Origin of the sequence: Shewanella japonica (genome assembly GCF_002075795.1) — a bacterium.
Lineage (GTDB): Bacteria > Pseudomonadota > Gammaproteobacteria > Enterobacterales > Shewanellaceae > Shewanella > Shewanella japonica.
In genome coordinates, this window is sequence record NZ_CP020472.1 from 2,864,697 (window position 1) to 2,886,510 (window position 21,814).

The following is a 21,814-nucleotide window of genomic DNA, read 5'->3' on the forward strand; positions in this document are numbered from 1 at the left end:
GCGACTAATAACTGAACTGACAATGATTACAGTACAACAATCAGCAACAAAACTTGCATCATAAGCTCAGCTTTTGGCGGTGTTAGCCAAGTAACATGACCAAAGGCGTTAGCTAACTTAAATACTGGCCATACAAGGCCACATAGACTCATAAACAATGATGAACGGCGTATAATAGAATGCGATAGCCTGTGTTATATCAATGCTGCTAAAGACGGATAGGAAGAGTATTAAGGAGTTTATAACAATGCTTTTAAAGTCATCGATAAATTAATAAAAGGTCTAGCGACAAAAAGCCTGATGAAGATGACCCGTTATATTTTTTTCAGGCAAAAAAAACTGCAGTCATAGACTACAGTTTTATTTAATTATACTAGCCGAAGCTAGGAATAATTAAACTACAGTTACGTTCTCAGCTTGTGGGCCTTTTTGACCTTGAGTAACAGTGAACTGAACTTTTTGACCTTCGTCAAGAGTTTTGAAACCGTCTGAGTTGATAGCACGGAAGTGAACGAATACGTCTGGGCCAGACTCTTGCTCGATAAATCCGAAACCTTTGTCAGAGTTGAACCACTTAACAACACCAGTAACTTGAGACATGATATAAATCCTGTATATATAAATTAAAGCCTTAACGGCGGTAGAGCTGAAAATGCCGGTTTTACTTATGTTCACAGGACGAAACTGGTCGTATTGAAACACATAAACTAAGCCCAACCTTCAAGCCCGATAGATTATGAACCTTTTTGCGGGTATGTCAACTAACATCAGCATTTTAATTCAATTAGTTATTACCATGCCCAAAATTCATGAATTCGATAGCTGTTTCCAACTAAATATCAGATTCAAAAAGTAAAATAGCAAATTTAAATGACAAATCAATTACGTTGATGAATTTCAATACTAAAGTCTAACTCACACCTAAGTCCTTGATCTGCAATTTGGGTCTTTTGTTCTTGCGTCAACTTCCAAGCATAAGGGGTCATGTTTAAAAAATGTTCAATATCAACAGTGTCTGATAAATCCAATTGATAGCAAAGCCTTTCGTTATGCAGACAAGTAAAACCTTCAAGCTCAGCTTTTGGCTCATCATGGGGTTTAGGTTCACTGTAGATGATTTTTTTCATCGCGAAATGGTGCATAGGACCAGGCGAAACCGTAATTAAAATGCCGCCTTTTTTGATCACTCTTTGTAACTCATCCAGTTTAGAAGGCGCATAAATTCTCATAGCTAAATCAAATAACCCGTCTTCAAAAGGCATTTCATAGGCACTGGCTACACAAAAATGTAAATCAGGGTAGCGTTTGGCGGCATACTTAATTGCAGACTTAGAAATATCCAGCCCTTGCAGTACACAATCTACTTCCCTTGTGTGCGCCATGGCTTCAAATAGCCGATGACTGTAGTACCCTTCTCCACAACCTATATCTAATATATTTTCAGCATTAGCTGCGTATTCAATCGCAAGCTCATTTACCCTATCACTTAGTTTTTGGTAGTAGCCTTTATTTAAAAACTCACGACGGGCAAACATCATCGTTTTATTGTCGCCAGGGTCTTTTGAGTTCTTTTTCTGTACAGGCAATAAATTAACATAACCTTCTTTTGCACAATCAAATTGATGACGGTTTTCACAAGACCATGATTTGGCATTTAGGGTAAGCACCGTGCGGCACAAAGGACAAATATATTGCATTTTTTACTCAACAAGGAATTGAAATAACGGTTACTCAACAAGAGCAACGTTTAACATGACACTAAAAATGACAATGGTACGCAATGAGCACCCAAAAGTCAGTTATCTTCGGTTAACTTATCAACCATCAAACTCACATCCGCAGGAGCAAGTAACGCAAAACACTCTAATTTACGTTGTAAATCTTCAACATCTTTGGACAATTCATTTGCTGCTGATGCGTAATTAGTTCGCTGCTGTGATTGACTATACGTCCGTAACAGCCATTGTTGTTTATGATTAAGTAGATTATCAAGCTTTAACAATTGCGCTGCGATAATGGCGTGAACTTTATTTCTTTCTTCAGATAAATAGTGGCTAATATCAGCACGTACTTGTTCAATTTCACTAATATTCAAAGCGATAGTTGCTGGAGGTTCTTCATAATCAAAGTTTCTCGCTAAAATCGCTTTAGCCATGATCAATTCTTTGGGTTCTTGATTAAGGCGTAAATCTTTCTCTAGTGTAATCGCTTCACACACCGATTGTTCATATTCAATGACGACTCCTTCATCAGAATGAATAAAAGAAAACGTTAATGTAACGCCTTTTCTTAGCATGGCGGCAGATATTCGTGGCGCGATACCGACTCTGGCATACAAGCGGCAACCTTGACCTAATGCTCTTGTAACTTTACCGAGATGTTTACTGACGTGACATTGATGAGAAATAGTGCCAGAGCTGGGGCTTGTGTCAGGAACAGAATTTAGCGAATAACCTGCTGACGCTGTTGCCTCGCTCGCTTTATTTACTTTCCCTTGATCAAGTTTCTCTTTATCAAGTCTGTCTTGGCCATGAGTATCTTTGTCATTCAAGCTTTCAACACGACTGACAGTAAAAAAAGGCTGGCAAGTGAGAATGATGCTAGCTCCCTGCTCATTTGTATGAGAGGGTAACTCACTAATAATAATTTCTGCCAAAGGCTGACTCAGCGCAGGAAGTAACACAAAATCACTGACATCATCAGCCAAAGAGACCAAAAGAGATTGATTTGGCTTTATTTCATATTGTATTGGTTGGCTGAATAGATGGTTGTACATAAAGACTCCGATGACGTTATATAAATTGTAACCATCAAACGGACTTACGTCACCTACTTAAAAAGCGTTCAATCACTAACGCCCCCTGTAAACATTAGTAATTAACAGTGTTAAGATATTTGTAATCGAAAAATAGGATAACTCTATATTATGGCAAGCGCTTTTCAACCTACCCTTTTTGGCACGATTATGAAACATTTGGGGTGAGTCCAGCAAAAGACCGACCGTCTCAGTTTGCAGGCATTCGAACTGATTTAGATCTCAATATCATTGGTGAGCCAGAAAACTTTTATTGCAAGCAATCAACAGACTACCTGCCCTCACCTGAAGCGATTCTTGTCACAGGGATAACGCCACAGCTTGCGAATCAAAAAGGCATGGTTGAAACTGAGTTTATGGGGCGCATTAATGCCATTTTCACTCAACCAAATACCTGTGTTGTTGGGTATAACTCATTACGATTTGATGATGAAGTCAGCCGTTATGGTTTTTATCGCAATTTTATAGACCCTTATGCACGTGAGTGGCAAAACGGTAACTCACGCTGGGACATTATCGATTTAGTTAGAGCCTGTTATGCATTCCGTCCAGAAGGGATTAATTGGCCGCTTAAAGAAGATGGATCACCTAGTTTTAAATTAGAGCATTTAACCCAAGCTAATGGATTGAGCCATGAACAAGCTCATGATGCTATGAGCGATGTCTATGCAACGATTGCAATTGCGAAACTCATCAAAGAAAAGCAGCCTAAATTATACGATTACTATTTTGAGCTTCGAAATAAGAAAAAAGTCGCAGAATTAATCCAAGGCGACTTCATGCAGCCGCTAGTTCATGTGAGTTCAAAGATTAGCGCTGCCAATGGTTGCGTCACTTTAATTGCGCCTGTAGCACCTCATCCAACGAACAAGAACGCGATGATTTGCATTAATTTGGCAATGGATTTAAGCCCGCTCATTGACTTAACTGTGGCAGAAATCGTCGAACGTATGTATACACCTCGAAATGAATTAGCCCCAGATGAGCTGCCAATTCCACTAAAGCAAATACATTTAAACAAGTGTCCGTTTATTGGTACTCCTAAACTACTATCAGAAGCCGTAGCACAAAGGCATCAATTTGATATGGACTTTGCCCGCAGCCAATATAAATTATTCAAACAACACCCTGAGCTTCGCGATAAAATGCAAGCGGTGTTTGATGTAAATGATCACCCTGCTGTTACCGATCCTGATTTAATGCTCTATAGCGGAGGCTTTTTTAGTCACGCCGATAAAGCCAAAATGGAAATGATCCGCAATACCAAAGCCGAAAACCTCGCCGCTCTTAATCTCGACTTTGACGATCCTAGGCTCAGTCAAATGTTGTTTCGTTATCGAGCCCGTAATTACCCTGAAACATTGAGCCATGATGAATCAATGCAATGGCGAGAGTTCTGTCAGCAACGCCTTTCTGATGCTGATTATGTGATAAACCTCGAAAACTTATTAGAAGAAACCAGCGAGAATGAACACAAACAAAAGTTATTAAAAGCCCTATGTTTATATCTGCAATCTCTTTAAGCTTTTATCATTAACTTACTTTGTACTTATTGTATTAATAAAAGGAATTGGTCATGCAAAATCGTTTCATTGATAGCATCACCCAACTGCCCAAACCACTGGCAACAGCGCTTATCCCATTACTTAATGATGATTTTTGTGGGCACATCGATGCGAATCAACTGACGGAACTTGTCAACATCAGTCAAATGACAGAAGAAGAACTTCTATTAAGTTTACTGCCAATCGCTGCAGCACTTGCCAAACCAAGCATCAGCGAGTTTTATGTTGGTGCAATCGCTAAAGCTGAAAGCGGCGACATATACATGGGGGCTAATTTTGAATTATCTTCTGAAGCGCTATTTCACACGGTACATGCCGAACAAAGTGCAATCAGCCACGCCTGGCTAAACGGCGAACAAAAAATTATTGATATCGTCGTCAACTTCAGTCCTTGTGGCCATTGTCGTCAGTTCATCAATGAATTAGTCAGCGGTATCGATATTAACATCCACTTACCAGGTCAGCAGCCACAGCAATTAGCACACTACCTACCATATGCATTTGGGCCAAAAGACCTACAAGTCACTAAGCCATTGTTATCAAAAAGTCATATCGAATTTAGTTTACAGTCAGACGACCCAATGATCATCGAAGCTGTCGACCAAGCTGGTTTAAGTTATGCCCCCTATACGCAAAACTACGCAGCGGTGGTTATTGAAACAAAAGACGGTAAAACATACTGCGGCCGGTACGCAGAAAACGCGGCATTTAATCCGTCAATGATGCCAATGCAAATGGCGTTATCAAACTTAATTCGCCACAACAGAGACTGCAGCGATATTAATCGAGTGGTATTGATAGAATCATCTGCCGGTAAAATCAGTTTAGCTAATGCCACTATGGATACACTGCAAGCTGTTGCCGCAATTGAGCTTGAGCATATCGTTGTAGACCCAAGCTAGCCAGCTCATTTTGCTGCACGTTAATTGAAATTACACTGAATTAGCCTTTCTTAGTTTTGATATTAAGAAAGGCTTTTTGTTACCAATCATTATTTAGTACCTCGAAGGCACGTATTAACTTTTTTGTTTGCACAAAACCTGTAAAGCCTTACACTCTTGCTCTTCTCATATAAGAATTGATTTAAGAACTCTAGCCCATGCCTGATTTAGCAATACTTGCTGTATTTATTCCAACATTCTTTTTTGTTTCTATTACGCCAGGAATGTGTATGACATTAGCAATGACACTCGGCATGAGTATTGGTGTTAGAAGAACACTGTGGATGATGGCAGGTGAATTAGTGGGTGTTGCTTTAGTTGCTATTGCTGCGGTTATGGGCGTTGCCAGCGTCATGCTCAATTACCCAGATGCCTTTGCCATTTTAAAATGGCTTGGCGGCGCTTATCTTGCGTATATTGGCGTTAATATGTGGCGTTCGAAAGGCAAAATGGCCATCATTGAGGGGCAGCAAACAGACAAATCGATTAGTAATATTGCGCTAGTTTCCCAAGGGTTTGTCACAGCAATAGCCAATCCCAAAGGTTGGGCATTTATGATTTCACTTTTACCTCCCTTCATCAGTGTTGATAAAGCTGTCGCACCTCAGTTGTTTTGGCTACTTGCGATTATTATGCTGACAGAAAGCGTATCAATGCTCGCTTATGCCAGTGGCGGTAAGAGTTTAAGAATGTTTTTATCTCGGGGCGATAACATTAAACTGATGAACCGTATTGCCGGCAGTTTAATGATTGGCGTCGGTTTTTGGCTAGCGCTTGGCTAAACGTTAAATACACTGAATATCGCTAAACGAAAGAAGTATAGATAAAAATAAGCCAATAATGTAATTGATTACGCCGCTTTGTCGTAATACGGTTTAACACAGTTTCTGCCGTTTTCTTTCGCCATATACAGGGCTTTATCCGCTCTCATCAGTAAGTCTTTAAGCTCTTTCGCAGATGCTGTTTTTTCAGCGATACCAAAGCTCGCTGTGCACTGGAGGTTTTGAGAATCGGTTAACGGAATTTTACACTCAGCAATGTGTTCACGCATTCGCTCGGCCACTTTATTAGCATCATGCAAATGGGTATTTGGCGTAGCAATAACAAATTCTTCCCCGCCAATCCGCGCACATAAATCTTGTTCACGGCACAAAGCTTTAATCGTTTTAGTCACTTCAATTAAACACTTATCGCCAACGAGATGACCGTGTTTATCGTTAATCGTCTTAAACAAGTCTAAGTCGATTAGCACCAAAGTGAATGGGAGTTGATGCGCCACAGCTTTATCGAGCAATGATTTACCCTCGGTAAAAAAGGAGTGTCGATTTGCCAATCGTGTCAAAGAGTCAGTACTTGCTTGCAATGTCAGTTGCTTTTCGTTTTTATCAATCTGTTTAGCAAAAATATATAAGACAACAATCACTTCCAGCATCGTAAAAAATACCACAGATTGATAAAGCATATGGTTAACTTGAGCAGACAGTTCAATTAATGGCGCTTCGTTTACGGTATTTTCGCAATAGAAAAATAACACCATTGCCAGTGCACTTAATGTCACCTGCTCAAGTCGCTCTCTTAATTCAAATAACAAAAAAGCCCCAGTTGGCACAAGGAAGTAATAGAGGTGAAAACCACTCGCATTAGTTACATAAACATTGGTACACACAAGTAGATGCAGCATCAACACGCTAAAAAACCAAATTTTAGCGATTTTAGGCTGCTGTTTGGCGGTAAGTACATTAGTGACGAAATACGCAAACGTAAATCCAAGGTTGATAAAACCGACAGAAGGATTATCAAGAAACAAAATATAGTTAAGCGAATATAAAAATGAGATAGCAACCGTAATTAACCCTATGATATTCATAGTTCTTATTCGGTTAGCTGATGAAAATGACTGTTGATTCGTGCCCAGATTAATAATTGATTTTAAGTTCATTGGGGTAACAAATAAGTTAACGACATGTAAACTTTAGCACAATTTATATTTTTAGTTCTATCCAGATTATTAGTCAACAGAGTACCTAATTCAATTGCCGCTTGTTAAATGAAGATGACTTAACTCCTCTAAGTCGTTGTAATGCTATTCTGAATTTTGTTTATACGGAAGTTTTGCGCTCATTTGCGTCATGTACTGCTTAATGTGAAGTTGTTCTTGCTGGCAATAGTGATTAATAGCATGACTAAACTCGGCATGTGCGACATTGTGATTCGAATAGGTTTCTATAGGCTCAAAACCTCTAGCAACCTTATGCTCCCCTTGTGCCCCTGCATCAAAAGTCGTTAATCCATGTTTGATGGCATACTCTATTCCTTGATAATAACAGGCTTCAAAATGCAGACCGTCAACCTCCTGTAAGCAGCCCCAATAACGCCCGTATAAATGAGTTTTAGAAACAAAATATAACGCCGAAGCCACCATTGTTTGCTGCGGATCAGAAATGATAAGTAAGCGAATTTGATTACCCATAGTGTCTGCTAGCTGCTCAAAAAAATCGCTGGATAAATAACCTGTATGACCAGATCGTCTTAAATAGGTTTGCTGATAACATTCAATAAAGTGTTCCCACTGAGCTGAAGATGCTTGTTCGCCTGTAATAAATTCAAAATGATACTCAGAAACCATACGACGTTCTTTAACAATGGTTTTACGCTTACGTGAGACTAAGTGTCTAAGATAATCATCGAAATTCTGATAACCTCGGTTACCCCAATGAAACTGTGTAGCAAGCCTTGCAATAGACTGTTGACTGGCAAAGTTAAAATCATCTTTAGGTAAGAACAAACAGTGCCAAGACGAAAAATCCTGTTCTATACTGCGATTAAGGAAGTTGAGAATACAGCTTATAAGATGATGTCTAACTGATTTACTGGCGCCTTCCATGATCCCGAAACGCTGCCCTGTTACAGGAGTAAACGGTATAGCCGCGACTAATTTGGGATAGTATTGTAATCCGTTTCTCTCATATGCTTCAGCCCAAGCCCAATCAAACACATACTCTCCCCACGAATGGGTCTTCTCATAGCAAGGTAAAATAGCCACTACCTTATCGCCTGTCTGAACCACAATATGTTTTGGTGTCCAACCCGTAAGTGGGCAAACACATTGGCTTTGCTCAAGAGCCAATAAGTAATCAAACTGAGTAAAAGGGTTATCATCACGAAACATCAGCAGCCAATCTTGCCTACCAATAGCTTCAACTGAATCGTAAAAGCTAATGTGAATATCATCAAGAGCTGTCAGTGCTGAGTCCTCTGCTAATGAATCACTAATTAAGCCAGTTTCAGACATATTTCCTCAGAATACCGTTTTAGATATTGTGTATTAGATCATACTTATGGCACATTGCAACATATGATTATACTTACAAAGGACTGAAAATGAGCGTTTTTTCTCAGATAAAGCCTATCGTTGTTTCTACTTCTATTGCGTTACTACTTGGTTTTACTTCACTATCCGCAAGTTCTGTACAAGCTGCCAACGAACAGTCTATTTACAGTCGAGCTGCAACAGCACAACCAATTTGGGCCGAGCACGGCATGGTCGCCAGCCAAGAGTCATTAGCCACACGAATTGGCGTAGATATTTTGAAACAAGGTGGTAATGCTGTAGATGCCGCAGTTGCTGTGGGTTTTGCTCTTGCAGTCACCCTTCCTCGTGCTGGCAATATTGGCGGAGGCGGCTTTATGTTAGTCCACCTCGCTGAAACGAATAAAACAATTGCTATCGATTATCGAGAAACCGCGCCTTCAAAAGCGCACAAAGATATATTTCTAGATGAAAAAGGTAAGCCAAACCCTAAATTAAGCCGAGAACATGGTCTTGCTGTCGGTGTCCCAGGAACGGTGATGGGTTTTGAGTTAGCGCTCGAAAAGTATGGCACCATGAAGTTAAGTGAGGTGATTGCGCCAGCCATAAAGTTGGCAAAAGAAGGTATTAGTGTTAATCCAGATCTTGCTAACTCCCTTGATGGACTTAAACGCCGAATTTATCAATGGCCCAGTTCAGCCAAAATCTTCTATAAAAAGAACGGTGACAGCTTTGCAGTAAACGATACCTTAGTACAAACCGATCTCGCACATTCACTGTCTTTAATTGCAACTCACGGCAGTAAAGGATTTTATGAAGGTGAAACTGCAGAAAAAATCGTTGCCTCAATTAAGCAAGCCAACGGTATTATGACCTTGGAAGATTTAAAAAACTATCAAGTTGTTGAACGTAAGCCAATTCGCGGAGAATATCGTGGTTACGAGATTGTCTCCATGCCACCTCCTTCCTCTGGCGGAATCCATATCATTCAAATGCTGAACATGCTTGAGAACTACCCTATCAATGAATTAGGCCACAATACCGCTCAAACATTGCACTTAATGGTTGAAAGTATGAAACATGCATATGCCGATAGAAGTGAGTATTTAGGTGATCCTGATTTTAACCCTGTCCCTTTGAAGGCGTTGACGGATCAAAAATATGCTGACTCACTGGTCAAAAAAATAGCTTACAACAAAGCCACTCCAAGTGCTGAGATAAAGCCAGGTAATATAGCTCCCTATGAGAGTAACCAAACCACTCATTACTCTGTTGTTGATAAATGGGGAAATGCAGTGTCGAATACCTACACGTTGAACTTTAGTTATGGTTCTGGACTAGTTGCAGACGGCACTGGGATTTTACTCAATAATGAAATGGACGATTTTTCTGCAAAGCCAGGTACGCCAAACGCCTTTGGTTTAATTGGCGGCGAAGCTAATTCGGTTCAAGGAAACAAGCGACCATTGAGTTCAATGAGCCCAACCATTGTAATGAAAGAAGGCAAACCGTTCTTAGTGACAGGTAGCCCTGGCGGCTCAAGAATCATCACGACGACATTACAACTCATTATGAACGTGATTGATCATAAGCTTAATGTCGCAGAAGCGACTGCTGCGCCAAGAATCCATCATCAATGGCTTCCTGATTATATTGGTGTAGAAAGCAGTTTAAATAAAGATACAATTTCACTGCTTGAAGCTAAAGGCCATACGATCAAGTCCAGCAGTGCCATGGGCAGTACCCAATCAATAGTGGTGACTGAAAAAGGCGTTTATGGAGCATCAGATCCTAGACGTGCCGGTTCTGAAACCCTAGGTTATTAGTAATAACGTAAATAATAACAATGTGCTGTATCGAAAAGCAATGAGTAGATACAGCTTAAATTTAAACAAGATAAAATAAACACTCACTCCCTTTCCAAAATAAACCTACTCCCTTGCTCATTTTTATTGTTTGGATCCCCTTCTCTAAATAAGAATAACTATCATTACAACCCGCAAAAATAACAAAACAGCAACATCAAGATTCGATTTTTGTTATTTCAAATTTATTTCAATTAAAGTTTTTTATCTTTATGCCGATATTGTTATTGCAGGAACAGACCTGTTATACGGTTATTAATTAAAATTAACAAACACCTAATTGCTGATGCGTTTAATTAACAACGCAGGTTGTAAGCGACATTTAATCCGCCAGTATTTTGACAAAGACAAAATACTGGCAGCCTAAACAAAATAGAAAGAATTTAATTAATGCCTGAAATGTTAAAACTTTTATCAAATAAAATTTATTTCATACAGGCGGCAAGCTTAACTGACTGATATTGATAGATATAACTATTTATGCTCATATGGTTACATCAATTAACTGAAATAGACTATTTTTTTAGCATAAAATTCATATTATGATGCGCTAAAAATAACTCAATAATATTAAAAAACAGCAGGATTCAACTTGATGAAGTTAAACAGCTTAAAAATAAAGCACCGGATCGCTTTATTAACAGTCGTTGCAATTTCTTCGTTTGTTATTTCACTTGTAATTAACAATCAAAGCGTGCAACAAAATGCTGAACGTTTAAATGGACTTCAATCACAACTTTACCCAGTATTAAATTTAGCCACGATTAACGATGGCTTGTTATTGCAATTAAATCAAAATATTCAATCTGCAGTAACAACCGGTGAAGAAGAATCATTAATCACTGCTGAAAATATGGTTAAACAAATTAATAGTAATCTAAATACTATTAAGGGTTTATTACCTCATGAAGCTAATGATGCCAATAATATGCAACGCGATTTAGCCACTTATCATGACAATGCCAAAACCTTAGTTGCTGAATTTTTAAAAGATGATGTCGACTTTAACAAGATCACAAACCAGGCTTCAGAAAATGCCAAGCGATTTGAATCCCTAACAGCGGTTTTTGCTAAAAAACAGCAAGATTACTCCGATGCTTTCACAACGAGTATTAGCACGACCTTAGCAAGTTCAGATAATGCGGCATCATTGATGTTGATTATCGGTATTATCGCTTCACTATTTTTGGTGGTCGTTGGCGTACTAGTGAATCGCTCAATCATTGTCACCATTCAGGACGTCACCCACTCATTACAGAATATATCAGAAGGTGAAGGCGATCTTCGTTCTCGGATTGAATATAACGGTAAAGATGAAATCGCGACGCTCGTACATTGGTTCAACCAGTTTGTATCGAAATTACAAGTCTCAATTGCTGACACTAAACAAACTACAGACAGTTTAAGTGCAGTATCTCATACGTTATTAGAAAGCTGTAAAAACAGTGAAAACACCGTTATCGAGCAAAATGAGTCCGTTGAACAAATCTCTAATGCCATGCGTGAAATGTTCATCAGTGTTGCGCATATTGCTGAGTATGCCGCTAATGCTGCATCTGAAGCTGACAACGCAAATGATGAAGCTAAACAAGGTCAAGAGGTTGTGTCTCAAGCCATCACTACCATTAATAAATTAGCAGAAGAAGTACAAACGACTGCTGTTGTAGTAAATCAACTTGAGGCGTTCACCAGTAACGTCAACGATATTCTCGATACCATTCGTGGTATTGCAGATCAAACCAATTTACTTGCCTTGAATGCTGCAATTGAAGCAGCTCGAGCAGGTGAACAAGGAAGAGGCTTTGCCGTAGTGGCCGATGAAGTAAGAACCCTTGCCTCTCGAACACAAGCGTCAACGCAAGAAATTCAACAAGTATTGCAAGAGCTTCGCTCTACTTCAACTCAAGCAGTTGATGCAATGCAACGTGGAATTGAAACCGCTGAAGAAGGTGTCAAAACCACTTCATTAGCCGGAGATGCATTAATCAGTATCACCAATAAAGTGAGTGCGATTACCGTCGTTAACGAACAGATTGCTGCCGCCACTGAAGAACAACATAACACTTCAGAGCTTATCCAGCAGTATGTCGCTGATATTGAAACCAATGCCGCTAAAGTAAAAATGACCACGGATGAAATGGGCGGGATCAGTTATGACATTGAAGGTGTTAGTAAACAGCTTCAAAACATAACAGGTCAATTTAAAGTCTAACAATAATAATATTTTAAGATAAACGAGATTTATCTTGAGTAATGATAAAGATGAACAGGAGTTACACCATGAAATTCAACTTGAAAGCGCTACCTTTAGCTATTTCTGTTGCAATGCTTCCTGCCTATGTCGCAGCTGAAGAAACAAGTGAAGAGAAAATTGCCAAGCTTGAACAACAAGTGCAATCACTTCAAGCAAGCCAAAATGCAAGCTTAACAGAACGTTTTAGCTTCAATGGCTTCATGACTGGTGCATATATCAGCTCTGACAATAACACTGGTTATGCAGGTGCGACTACCTCTGCTAACTTCGATGACGGCAGTAAGTTTGGCCTTCAAGGTACCTTTGCCATTACAGATCAAACTCAAGCCGTAATGCAGCTTATGATGAAAGGCAGCAACGATTGGGAAGTAGAAGCTGAGTGGGCTTATATCTCACACCGTTTTGAAAATGGCCTTCAGGCTCGTGCTGGTAAACTTCGTGTACCTTTATTTATGTACTCTGATTACTTAGACGTGGGTTACGCACAGCCATTCGTACGTCCACCTTCAGAAGTTTATGATGCGGTTCCTTTCACATCTTACACCGGCGGTGATGCAAGTTATGATATTGAGTTTGATGACTCAACATTAACAATTCAAGCTTTTGGTGGTCAGTCTGAAGACTCAGGTATTGATATCGGAAATATTTTCGGCGCCAATGTTAACTGGACTGATTTAACATGGACTTTGCGGGCGGTTTACGGTCAAGCAACCCTTGATGGCACAGTCACACGACAAATGTCAGTAGACGGTGGAACAGACCCTTCAACAGGTTTACCAATTTCTATTGACGTTACAGTTGATATTCTAGACATTAATGATGCTACTGGTACATTCGTAGGCCTAGGCGGAAGCTATGACAACGGCTCTTTCTTAGCCATTGCTGAATGGACTCGTATCGAAACAGATGAAGAGTACCCAGATTCTGACGCAGGTTATGTCACTCTAGGTTACCGTATCAATGCATTTACACCTTATGTGACTGCATCTTATTACGAAACTAAAGATAATGACGTTCGAACTAATCCTGTTCACGCTGCAATTTTTAACGGCGAGCGCACAGCATACAGTGCAGGTGTTCGTTGGGATGCAATGGATAACTTAGCCCTTAAGTTTGACGTAACCCATGCCACTGACTTCGGTGACACCTCTGGCGGTTTTGATACCAACATAGCCCAAGAGTTTGATGACACTACAGTGTACACAGTTCAGTTCGACGTTGTATTTTAAGGAGCGATAAAATGAAAAAAATCCTATCTATTTTAGCGCTTAGCGTGTGTTCAGTTATTTCAGCTCAAGCAGCAGTTGTCGTCATTGGTGCACCTGGTGCGGCAGATATTAGCGCATCAGATGCTAAAAAATTATTTTTAGGTAAAGGCTCAAAATCTGCAGTGGTTTATGAACTTGCTGAAGGTAATGCAACACGTTCAGAGTTTCATGGTGCTGTCACTGGCAAATCTGATTCACAACTGAAAGCATTCTGGTCAAAGCAGGTATTTACTGGTAAAGGAAACCCACCAGCAACAGTAAATGATGCCGCGGCGATGAAGTCAGCAGTAGCTTCAAACCCTAATGCGATTGGCTACATTGATGAAGCTGATGTCGATGGCAGCGTAAAAGTGATTTTAAAGCCATAAAAACGACATAACACCATAGTCTTAAATTAAGTTTTAGTGATTGTGTTTTAAGCATTTCATACTCCCCCCTTCAATTGAAATGCTAGAGGGATCTGATAAACATCAGGTCCCTTTATTTTTTGTTACAAACTAAAACAAGATTGCGACCAAAACTTGATAAACTAGTCACAAATCATAATGTAATAATGATAAACAGAAGCTTAAACCGACCATTCGATTAAAAGCTCATTTTTAACCATTCTTTTGCAAACAGGGAAATAACTATGAAGGGACTAACCCTCAAACCGCTTGTTTCAGCTATGGCACTCACAGTCATGTTAAGTGCTTGTGCCAATGACAATGTACAAACCAACACGACACAAGCACCAAATGTCGTGGCTAGCAACATCATCGAGCAAAATGCTAACAACCCATTCTTTAAACCATACGGTACTTTTATGGAAATCCCTGATTTCGATAAAATAAAAGATGAACATTACTTACCGGGCTTTAAGGCAGGTATCGCCGCTCAAAAAGCTGAAATAGCCGCTATTGTTGCGAATCCAGAAAAACCAACATTTGAAAATACCATCGAAGCAATGGAGTTCTCAGGTGAATTAGTAACAAAAGTTGCTAGTGTTTTCTATAACCTTACTGGTGCGCATACAAACCCAGCGATTCAAGAAATTTCAAAAGAAGTGTCACCAATGCTATCAGCAGCAAGCGATGACATTTTATTAAATGATGAGTTGTTTAAGCGTGTTAAAGCCGTTTATTTACAAAAAGACAGCTTAAACCTCAATACAGCTAAAGCTAAATTGCTTGAAGACACCTACAAACGTTTTACCCGTGGCGGTGCTAACTTATCAGCTGAAGACAAAGCCACATTACGTTCACTAAACGAGCAAATTGGTAAGCTTAATCTTGAGTTTGGCGATAACTTATTAGCTGAAACCAATGCTTTTGAGCTAGTTATTGATAACAAGGCTGATTTAGCAGGTTTACCACAAGATATTATTGATAGTGCTGCTGCGACAGCCACTAAACGTGGCCATGATGGTAAATGGGTTTTCACAACGCAACGCCCTTCTATCACGCCATTTTTAACCTATGCAGAAAACCGTGAGCTGCGTGAAACAATATTTAAAGGTTATATCGAACGCGCTAATAACGACAACGCGAATGACAACAAAAAAACCTTAGCGAAAATTGCTTCATTACGTGCAGAAAAAGCTGAATTAATGGGTTACAAAACCCACGCTGATTTTGTACTAGAAGAGCGCACAGCTAAAACACCTGAAAATGTATATGGATTATTAGACAAAGTTTGGCCTGCAGCGCTTGCTCAAGCAAATGCTGAAGTTGTCGAAATGCAAAAGCTAATTGACTCACAAGGTGGCGACTTCAAATTAGAAGCGTGGGATTGGTGGTATTACTCAGATCAAATCCGTGTAGCTAAATACAGTTTCAACGAACAACAAACGCGTCCATATTTCTCACTTGAAGCAACCTTAGATGGCGTATTTTATACAGCCAACCGTCTATTCGGCATCACAGTGAAAGAACGTTCCGATTTACCAAAATATCACCCAGATGTTAGAACATGGGAAGTCTATGATAAAGATGGTTCATTCTTAGCTGTATTTATGGGTGATTACTACGTACGTGACAGTAAACGTGGTGGCGCTTGGATGAACTCATACCGCCAGCAATACAACATGAATGGCGTTGAATCAAAGCCTATCATTGTAAACGTACTGAACTACCCTCGCCCAACAGGTGATGAGCCAGCACTGTTGACGTTTGACGAAGCAAGCACATTATTCCACGAGTTCGGCCATGCACTACACGGGATTTTGTCTGACGTAGAATATCGCTCACAAGCTGGTACATCAGTACCACGTGACTATGTTGAATTCCCATCACAAGTCATGGAAAACTGGATGACCCAACCTGAAGTATTAGCGCAATTTGCTAAGCACTATCAAACAGGCGAAGTTATCCCGCAAGAATTAGTCAAAAAAATCCAAGCAGCAAGTAAATTTAACCAAGGTTTTGCGACAGTTGAATATATGGCAGCAACAAAACTGGATTTAGATTGGCACACATTAACTGATAACACTGTACGTGATGCAGCAAAATTTGAAGCTGAATCATTAGCCAATATGGGGCTGATTAAAGAAATTGCTCCACGTTACCGTAGTACGTATTTCTCGCACATTTTCGCGGGCGGCTACTCAGCGGGTTACTACAGTTACCTTTGGTCAGATATCTTAGGCGCAGATGCATTTGAAGCGTTTAAAGAAAATGGTATTTTCGACCCAGCAACGGCACAAGCCTTCAGAGATAATATTCTGTCTAAAGGTGGTAGCGCCGATCCTATGCAACTTTACCGTCAATTCCGTGGTAAAGATGCGGGTATTGAGCCATTGTTAAGAAGCCGTGGCTTATTAGAAGATAAGTAATTTATCTCAACCTTTAAAAGGCGCTTCGGCGCTTTTTTATTGTCTTAAGTATTTTCCTTTTAACCCTGCCAGCAACATTAAATCCTGAAATGCTTTAAAAATAAGAGTGATAACCTAATGAAATAGAGGTTTGTTCGTTCAATCGACATAGTTAATTTTATTTTGGCTAAATTATCATTCTGTAATTAACTTTGTATATAATTCCTAGCGATTAAAAAGAATACAAAAATGTGATTAATCAACATAATAAGAGCACTAAAGCATGCTCTGGGGTCAAGTAAGAGAAAAGCTATGTTAAATAAAACCTGTTTAGCCATTGTTATCGCCAGTTCACTAACGCTGGGTGGATGCTACTCATCTGATGAAATTAAATCAGCTGTAGAAGTCGAATTGCGCATCATGGAAACCAGTGATCTTCATGCCAATATCATGGATTACAATTATTATACGAGCCGAGTCGATAACACCATTGGCTTAGCAAGAACCGCTTCCCTGATAAAACAAGCACGCCTTGAAGTTAAAAACAGTGTGTTAGTCGATAACGGTGACTTACTCCAAGGCAGCCCTATGGGGGATTATATTGCGCATACTTTCCAAGCAAATAATCAACTAATCGATACTCACCCAGCTTATAAAGCCATGAATACTCTCGACTATGCTGTGGGTAATATAGGTAATCATGAGTTTAACTATGGTTTAGACTTTTTAGATCAAGCAACAGCAGCAGCCAACTTTCCATACATAAGCGCCAATGTTTATTGTGAGATTGATAATTGCTTTAGAGACGTCAAAGCTGGTGAACCTTTATTTAAGCCTTACATCATTACAGAACAAGAAGTTATTGATAATCAGGGCGCTAAGCACACCATCAAAATAGGCTACATAGGTTTTGTACCACCACAAATTAAAGTATGGGATAAACAAAATTTAGACGGCAAAGTTATCGCTAAAGGCATTGTCGAATCAGCAGAGCGTTACGTACCTAAAATGAAAGATCAAGGCGCAGACGTCATTATCGCGATTCCACACTCAGGCATTGGCTCATCTGAAAACCCAGCTAACATGAATGCTGAAAACGCCACTTGGGCATTAACCACGGTTGCAGGCATTGATGCCATCATGTTTGGTCACAGCCACTCTGTTTTCCCAAGTGCACAGTTTTCTGATGTCGCTAAAGTCAATATTGAAACAGGCACGATTAATGGTGTCGCCGCTGTGATGCCTGGCCGTTGGGGAGATAATTTAGGTATTATCGATTTAACATTACGCCAAGAGGAAGGTAAATGGCGAGTATCCAACAGCTTGTCACAGGCTCGCCCTATTTTTATAAAAGAGACCGATAAAGTAGCAGGGTTCTCTGTCAATCCAGACAAAGAGATCCATACAAAGGTTGCTTCAGACCATCAAGCCACACTCGACTATGTTAATGCCCCAATAGGCAAATCATCTGCGGATATGTATAGCTTCCTATCTTTAGTGCAAGACGATCCTACCGTACAAATTGTGTCGAACGCTCAGATAGATGCAGTCACTAAAGCCGCAGCAAAAATTGATACATTAAAACACCTTCCTGTTTTATCCGCAGCTGCGCCATTTAAAGCCGGCGGGCGTCATCGTACAAGTTCTGATGCTGACAGTTATGTACAAGTGGCAGCGGGAGAATTGTCATACAAAAATGCTGCCGACTTATACCTTTATCCCAATACCCTAGTTGCGGTAAAAGTAACAGGTAAACAAGTTAAAGATTGGTTAGAGTGTAGTGCAAATCAGTTCAATCAAATTGATCCAAATTCTGCAGCAAGTCAAAGTTTAATTAATTGGGGAACTCATCGAACATATAACTTTGATGTCATTGATGGCGTTAACTACAAAATTGATGTGACTCAGCCTAATAAATTTGACGGTGATTGCGCTGTGGTCAATGCTGATGCAAATCGAATTGTTGAGTTAAGTTACACAGATGATTCTGGCACTATTTTTAAAGGCGAAGAGTTTGCAAATAAGAGCTTTCTTATCGCGACCAATAACTTTCGAGCATTTGGTAATAAATTTGCCGGTACTGGCGCTGATTATATCGCGATGGAATTACCAGATACTAACAGAGAAGCCTTAACTCAATACATTACACAATTGTCAGAGCTCAATGGTGAAGTGGATCCTAGCGCTAATAATAACTGGCAATTCAAAACAATTGAATCAAACACTAAGCTTGATATTCGTTTTGAAACGCAGGACTCACCGTTAGCAGATGCATTTATTAAACTGAACCAACAGCGTCCTATGACCAAACTTGAAGCTGATAATATAGTTTCTGGTTTCGCGATTTATAGTATCGACTTAAGTATCGACTTAAATTAATGCGTCAATAATATGTCAACAATACTTGATGACATGTTGGCTAAAAACTATAAAAATTTGCTTAGTCAATGGTTTAAGGTCAATATTCATACGAACGACTTTTGAGTGCCTAAGTAGTATTTAAACAAGGCGCGATAATAAAATTTCCAAGATAAACCCACAGGCTGACGACATGCTCCTATACATCAGGAGCATTGTCATCAACCCTTTTCCATTACTTCATCACTCAAACACGCCCTCTTATTTAACACCAATTGCGATTAGCAAGGTAATTAAGTGAACACTCAAGTTTAAAACACTGAAAAAACGCTAAATAACTACCACAAACTTCAATCGTTAACGCAACTGCAGCTTAAATAACTTATCTTTACATTATCGTTTCCAGATCACAACACAGTAATTTATTTTGAATACAATCTTTATTGATTAATTTACATTTCATCTCTGTAAATTGCTCACAACAATATGGAGCACAAAAAATAATAAGCTCCGGGGTCAGAAAAAAGCGTTTAAAAGAGAGACTATTATGTTGAACAAAAAGCTTTTAGCAGTTGTTATTGCGGGTGCATTAGGTATTACTGGTTGTAGCTCATCAGATGACGATGTTAAAACCATTGAAGTTGATTTGCGTATCATGGAAACCAGCGATATCCATGCTAATATCATGGATTATAATTACTATAGTGGTCAAACCGATAAAACTATTGGTTTAGCCCGCACTGCAGCACTAATTCATGAAGCACGTGCTGAAGTCAGTAATAGTGTGTTAGTCGATAATGGTGATTTACTTCAAGGCAGCCCTATGGGCGATTATATTGCTCATGAATTTAAATCGACTAACCAATTAGCCGATACTCACCCAGCTTATAAAGCAATGAATACTTTAAATTATGAAGTGGGTAACATTGGTAATCATGAATTTAACTACGGTTTAGATTTTTTAGATCAGGCCACAGCAGAATCAAACTTTCCTTATATCAGTGCCAACGTCTATTGTGAAGTTGATGATTACTTCAGAGACGTTAAAGCAGGTGAACCATTGTTTGAACCCTTCATCATTAAAGATCAACTTGTCGTTGATAAAAATGGTGACGAACATACGATTCAAATTGGTTACATTGGATTCGTTCCGCCACAAATCAAAATTTGGGACAAACAAAACCTTGACGGCAAAGTCATTGCACGCGGCATCGTTGAATCAGCAGAGCGTTACGTACCTCAAATGAAGGCCGCTGGAGCAGACGTTATTATCGCGATTCCACATTCAGGTATTGGCTCATCAGAAAACCCAAGTGACATGAATGCAGAAAATGCAACGTGGGCATTAACCACTGTTGAGGGTATTGATGCCATCATGTTTGGCCACAGTCACTCTGTATTTCCAAGCTCTCAGTTTGCTGACGTTGAAAATGTTGATTTAGACAAAGGTACCATTAATGGAGTTGCAGCGGTCATGCCTGGCCGCTGGGGAGATAATTTAGGTGTAGTCGATTTAACGCTAACCCAAGAAGATGGTGCTTGGACTGTAGTCAACAGCCAATCTGATGCTCGGCCAATTTTTATAAAAGCGACTGATACCACAGAAGAATTCGCTGTTGAGCCTGATGCAGATATACACGCTATGGTTGAAATTGAACATAACGCCACCCTTGATTATGTGAATGCGCCAATCGGTAAATCATCTACCGACATGTACAGCTTCCTCTCGCTTGTTCAAGATGATCCAACCGTTCAAATCGTATCAAATGCCCAAATTGACGCTGTAGCTGAAGCGGCCTCAAAGGTTGATGCTCTAAAAGGCATTCCAGTTTTATCAGCATCTGCGCCATTTAAAGCCGGTGGACGTCACAGTACAACTTCAGATGCTGACAGTTATGTGCAAGTCCCAGCTGGGGATTTAACTTATAAGAATGCTGCAGATCTTTATCTTTATCCAAATACCATGGTCGCAGTTAAAGTAACAGGCGCTGAAGTTAAAGATTGGCTTGAGTGCAGTGCGAATCAATTTAATCAAATTGATCCTACTTCAACTGCAGCTCAAAACTTAATTAATTGGGATACTCATAGAACATATAACTATGATGTTATCGACGGCGTTAACTATAAGATAGATGTGACTCAGCCTAATAAATTTGACGGTGATTGCGCAGTAGTCAATGCTGATGCAAGTCGTATTGTTGATTTAAGCTATACAGACGCTGATGGCACGACATTTACAGGGGATGAACTAGCAAGTAAAGAATTTATTATTGCTTCGAATAACTACCGAGCATTTGGTGGTAAATTTGCAGGTACGGGTGCTGAATTTGTTGTAATGGAGCTACCAGATACTAACCGCGAGGCGTTAGCTCAATATATTTCTGAAGAATCAGAGACTCATGGCGAAGTTGACCCAAGTGCGGATAATAATTGGGACTTTGTTACTATCGACTCAGCTACTACACTTGATATTCGCTTTGAAACGCAAGACAGTGCAACCGCCGATAAGTTTGTCGAAGACCATCAAGTGCGCCCAATGACAAAACGAACTGACTTAACTGATGAGTTTGGGTTTGCAATTTACAATATTGATTTGCAAACGCCTGTATCTAACTAGATAAGAATCAGTTTATTAACGTAATTCTCT

15 protein-coding genes are annotated in these 21,814 nt (G+C 39.7%); 10 read left to right on the forward strand and 5 right to left on the reverse strand.

Annotated features, from left to right (window positions below; genetic code table 11):
* Positions 1-393: 393 nt before the first annotated feature.
* From SJ2017_RS12245 to SJ2017_RS12255, 3 genes are all read right to left on the reverse strand, one after another.
* Complete coding sequence (locus SJ2017_RS12245) at positions 394-600, reverse strand: cold-shock protein (RefSeq protein ID WP_012155714.1); 207 nt, start codon at positions 598-600, stop codon at positions 394-396.
* A gap of 278 nt (positions 601-878) precedes the next feature.
* A complete protein-coding gene (gene rlmA / locus SJ2017_RS12250) occupies positions 879-1,697 on the reverse strand; it encodes a 23S rRNA (guanine(745)-N(1))-methyltransferase (protein ID WP_080915945.1) in 819 nt (272 codons plus the stop codon).
* Between the two features lie 98 nt (positions 1,698-1,795).
* Entirely contained in the window at positions 1,796-2,776 is a 981-nt protein-coding gene (locus SJ2017_RS12255; protein ID WP_080915946.1) for a hypothetical protein, read from the reverse strand.
* Between the two features lie 137 nt (positions 2,777-2,913).
* On the opposite strand from SJ2017_RS12255, the gene sbcB reads away from it, so the two are divergent.
* The 3 genes from sbcB (at position 2,914) to SJ2017_RS12270 (ending at position 6,103) form a co-directional block, all read left to right on the forward strand.
* Positions 2,914-4,338, forward strand: a complete 1,425-nt coding sequence (gene sbcB / locus SJ2017_RS12260; RefSeq protein ID WP_080915947.1) for an exodeoxyribonuclease I — start codon at positions 2,914-2,916, stop codon at positions 4,336-4,338.
* Positions 4,339-4,391: 53 nt separating this feature from the next.
* Positions 4,392-5,282 (forward strand): cytidine deaminase, encoded by an 891-nt coding sequence (gene cdd, locus SJ2017_RS12265; protein ID WP_080915948.1) that lies wholly within the window; start codon positions 4,392-4,394, stop codon positions 5,280-5,282.
* A gap of 197 nt (positions 5,283-5,479) precedes the next feature.
* Entirely contained in the window at positions 5,480-6,103 is a 624-nt protein-coding gene (locus SJ2017_RS12270; RefSeq protein WP_080915949.1) for a LysE family translocator, read from the forward strand.
* A gap of 68 nt (positions 6,104-6,171) precedes the next feature.
* On the opposite strand, the gene SJ2017_RS12275 is transcribed toward SJ2017_RS12270, so the two are convergent.
* Together SJ2017_RS12275 and SJ2017_RS12280 are read right to left on the reverse strand one after the other, a co-directional pair.
* A complete protein-coding gene (locus SJ2017_RS12275; protein WP_080915950.1) occupies positions 6,172-7,260 on the reverse strand; it encodes a GGDEF domain-containing protein in 1,089 nt (362 codons plus the stop codon).
* Between the two features lie 144 nt (positions 7,261-7,404).
* Positions 7,405-8,613 (reverse strand): GNAT family N-acetyltransferase, encoded by a 1,209-nt coding sequence (locus SJ2017_RS12280; protein ID WP_080915951.1) that lies wholly within the window; start codon positions 8,611-8,613, stop codon positions 7,405-7,407.
* Positions 8,614-8,702: 89 nt separating this feature from the next.
* Between SJ2017_RS12280 and ggt the strand changes: the two genes are divergently transcribed.
* From ggt to SJ2017_RS12315, 7 genes are all read left to right on the forward strand, one after another.
* The gene (ggt, locus tag SJ2017_RS12285) at positions 8,703-10,457 is read left to right on the forward strand and encodes a gamma-glutamyltransferase (RefSeq protein ID WP_080915952.1); all 1,755 of its coding nucleotides are present in this window, start codon (positions 8,703-8,705) and stop codon (positions 10,455-10,457) included.
* Positions 10,458-11,091: 634 nt separating this feature from the next.
* A complete protein-coding gene (locus SJ2017_RS12290) occupies positions 11,092-12,708 on the forward strand; it encodes a methyl-accepting chemotaxis protein (protein WP_080915953.1) in 1,617 nt (538 codons plus the stop codon).
* A 68-nt stretch (positions 12,709-12,776) separates the two neighbouring features.
* Positions 12,777-13,979 (forward strand): hypothetical protein, encoded by a 1,203-nt coding sequence (locus SJ2017_RS12295; RefSeq protein WP_065107852.1) that lies wholly within the window; start codon positions 12,777-12,779, stop codon positions 13,977-13,979.
* Positions 13,980-13,990: 11 nt separating this feature from the next.
* Positions 13,991-14,386: a type 2 periplasmic-binding domain-containing protein gene (locus SJ2017_RS12300; RefSeq protein WP_080915954.1), complete on the forward strand. Its 396-nt coding sequence runs from the start codon at positions 13,991-13,993 to the stop codon at positions 14,384-14,386.
* A 263-nt stretch (positions 14,387-14,649) separates the two neighbouring features.
* Positions 14,650-16,830 carry a M3 family metallopeptidase gene (locus SJ2017_RS12305; RefSeq protein ID WP_080915955.1) on the forward strand — a complete coding sequence of 727 codons (2,181 nt, stop codon included), beginning with the start codon at positions 14,650-14,652 and terminating at the stop codon, positions 16,828-16,830.
* 291 nt (positions 16,831-17,121) lie between these two features.
* Entirely contained in the window at positions 17,122-19,188 is a 2,067-nt protein-coding gene (locus SJ2017_RS12310; RefSeq protein ID WP_080915956.1) for a bifunctional 2',3'-cyclic-nucleotide 2'-phosphodiesterase/3'-nucleotidase, read from the forward strand.
* A gap of 526 nt (positions 19,189-19,714) precedes the next feature.
* The gene (locus tag SJ2017_RS12315) at positions 19,715-21,784 is read left to right on the forward strand and encodes a bifunctional 2',3'-cyclic-nucleotide 2'-phosphodiesterase/3'-nucleotidase (RefSeq protein WP_080915957.1); all 2,070 of its coding nucleotides are present in this window, start codon (positions 19,715-19,717) and stop codon (positions 21,782-21,784) included.
* Positions 21,785-21,814: the final 30 nt, after the last annotated feature.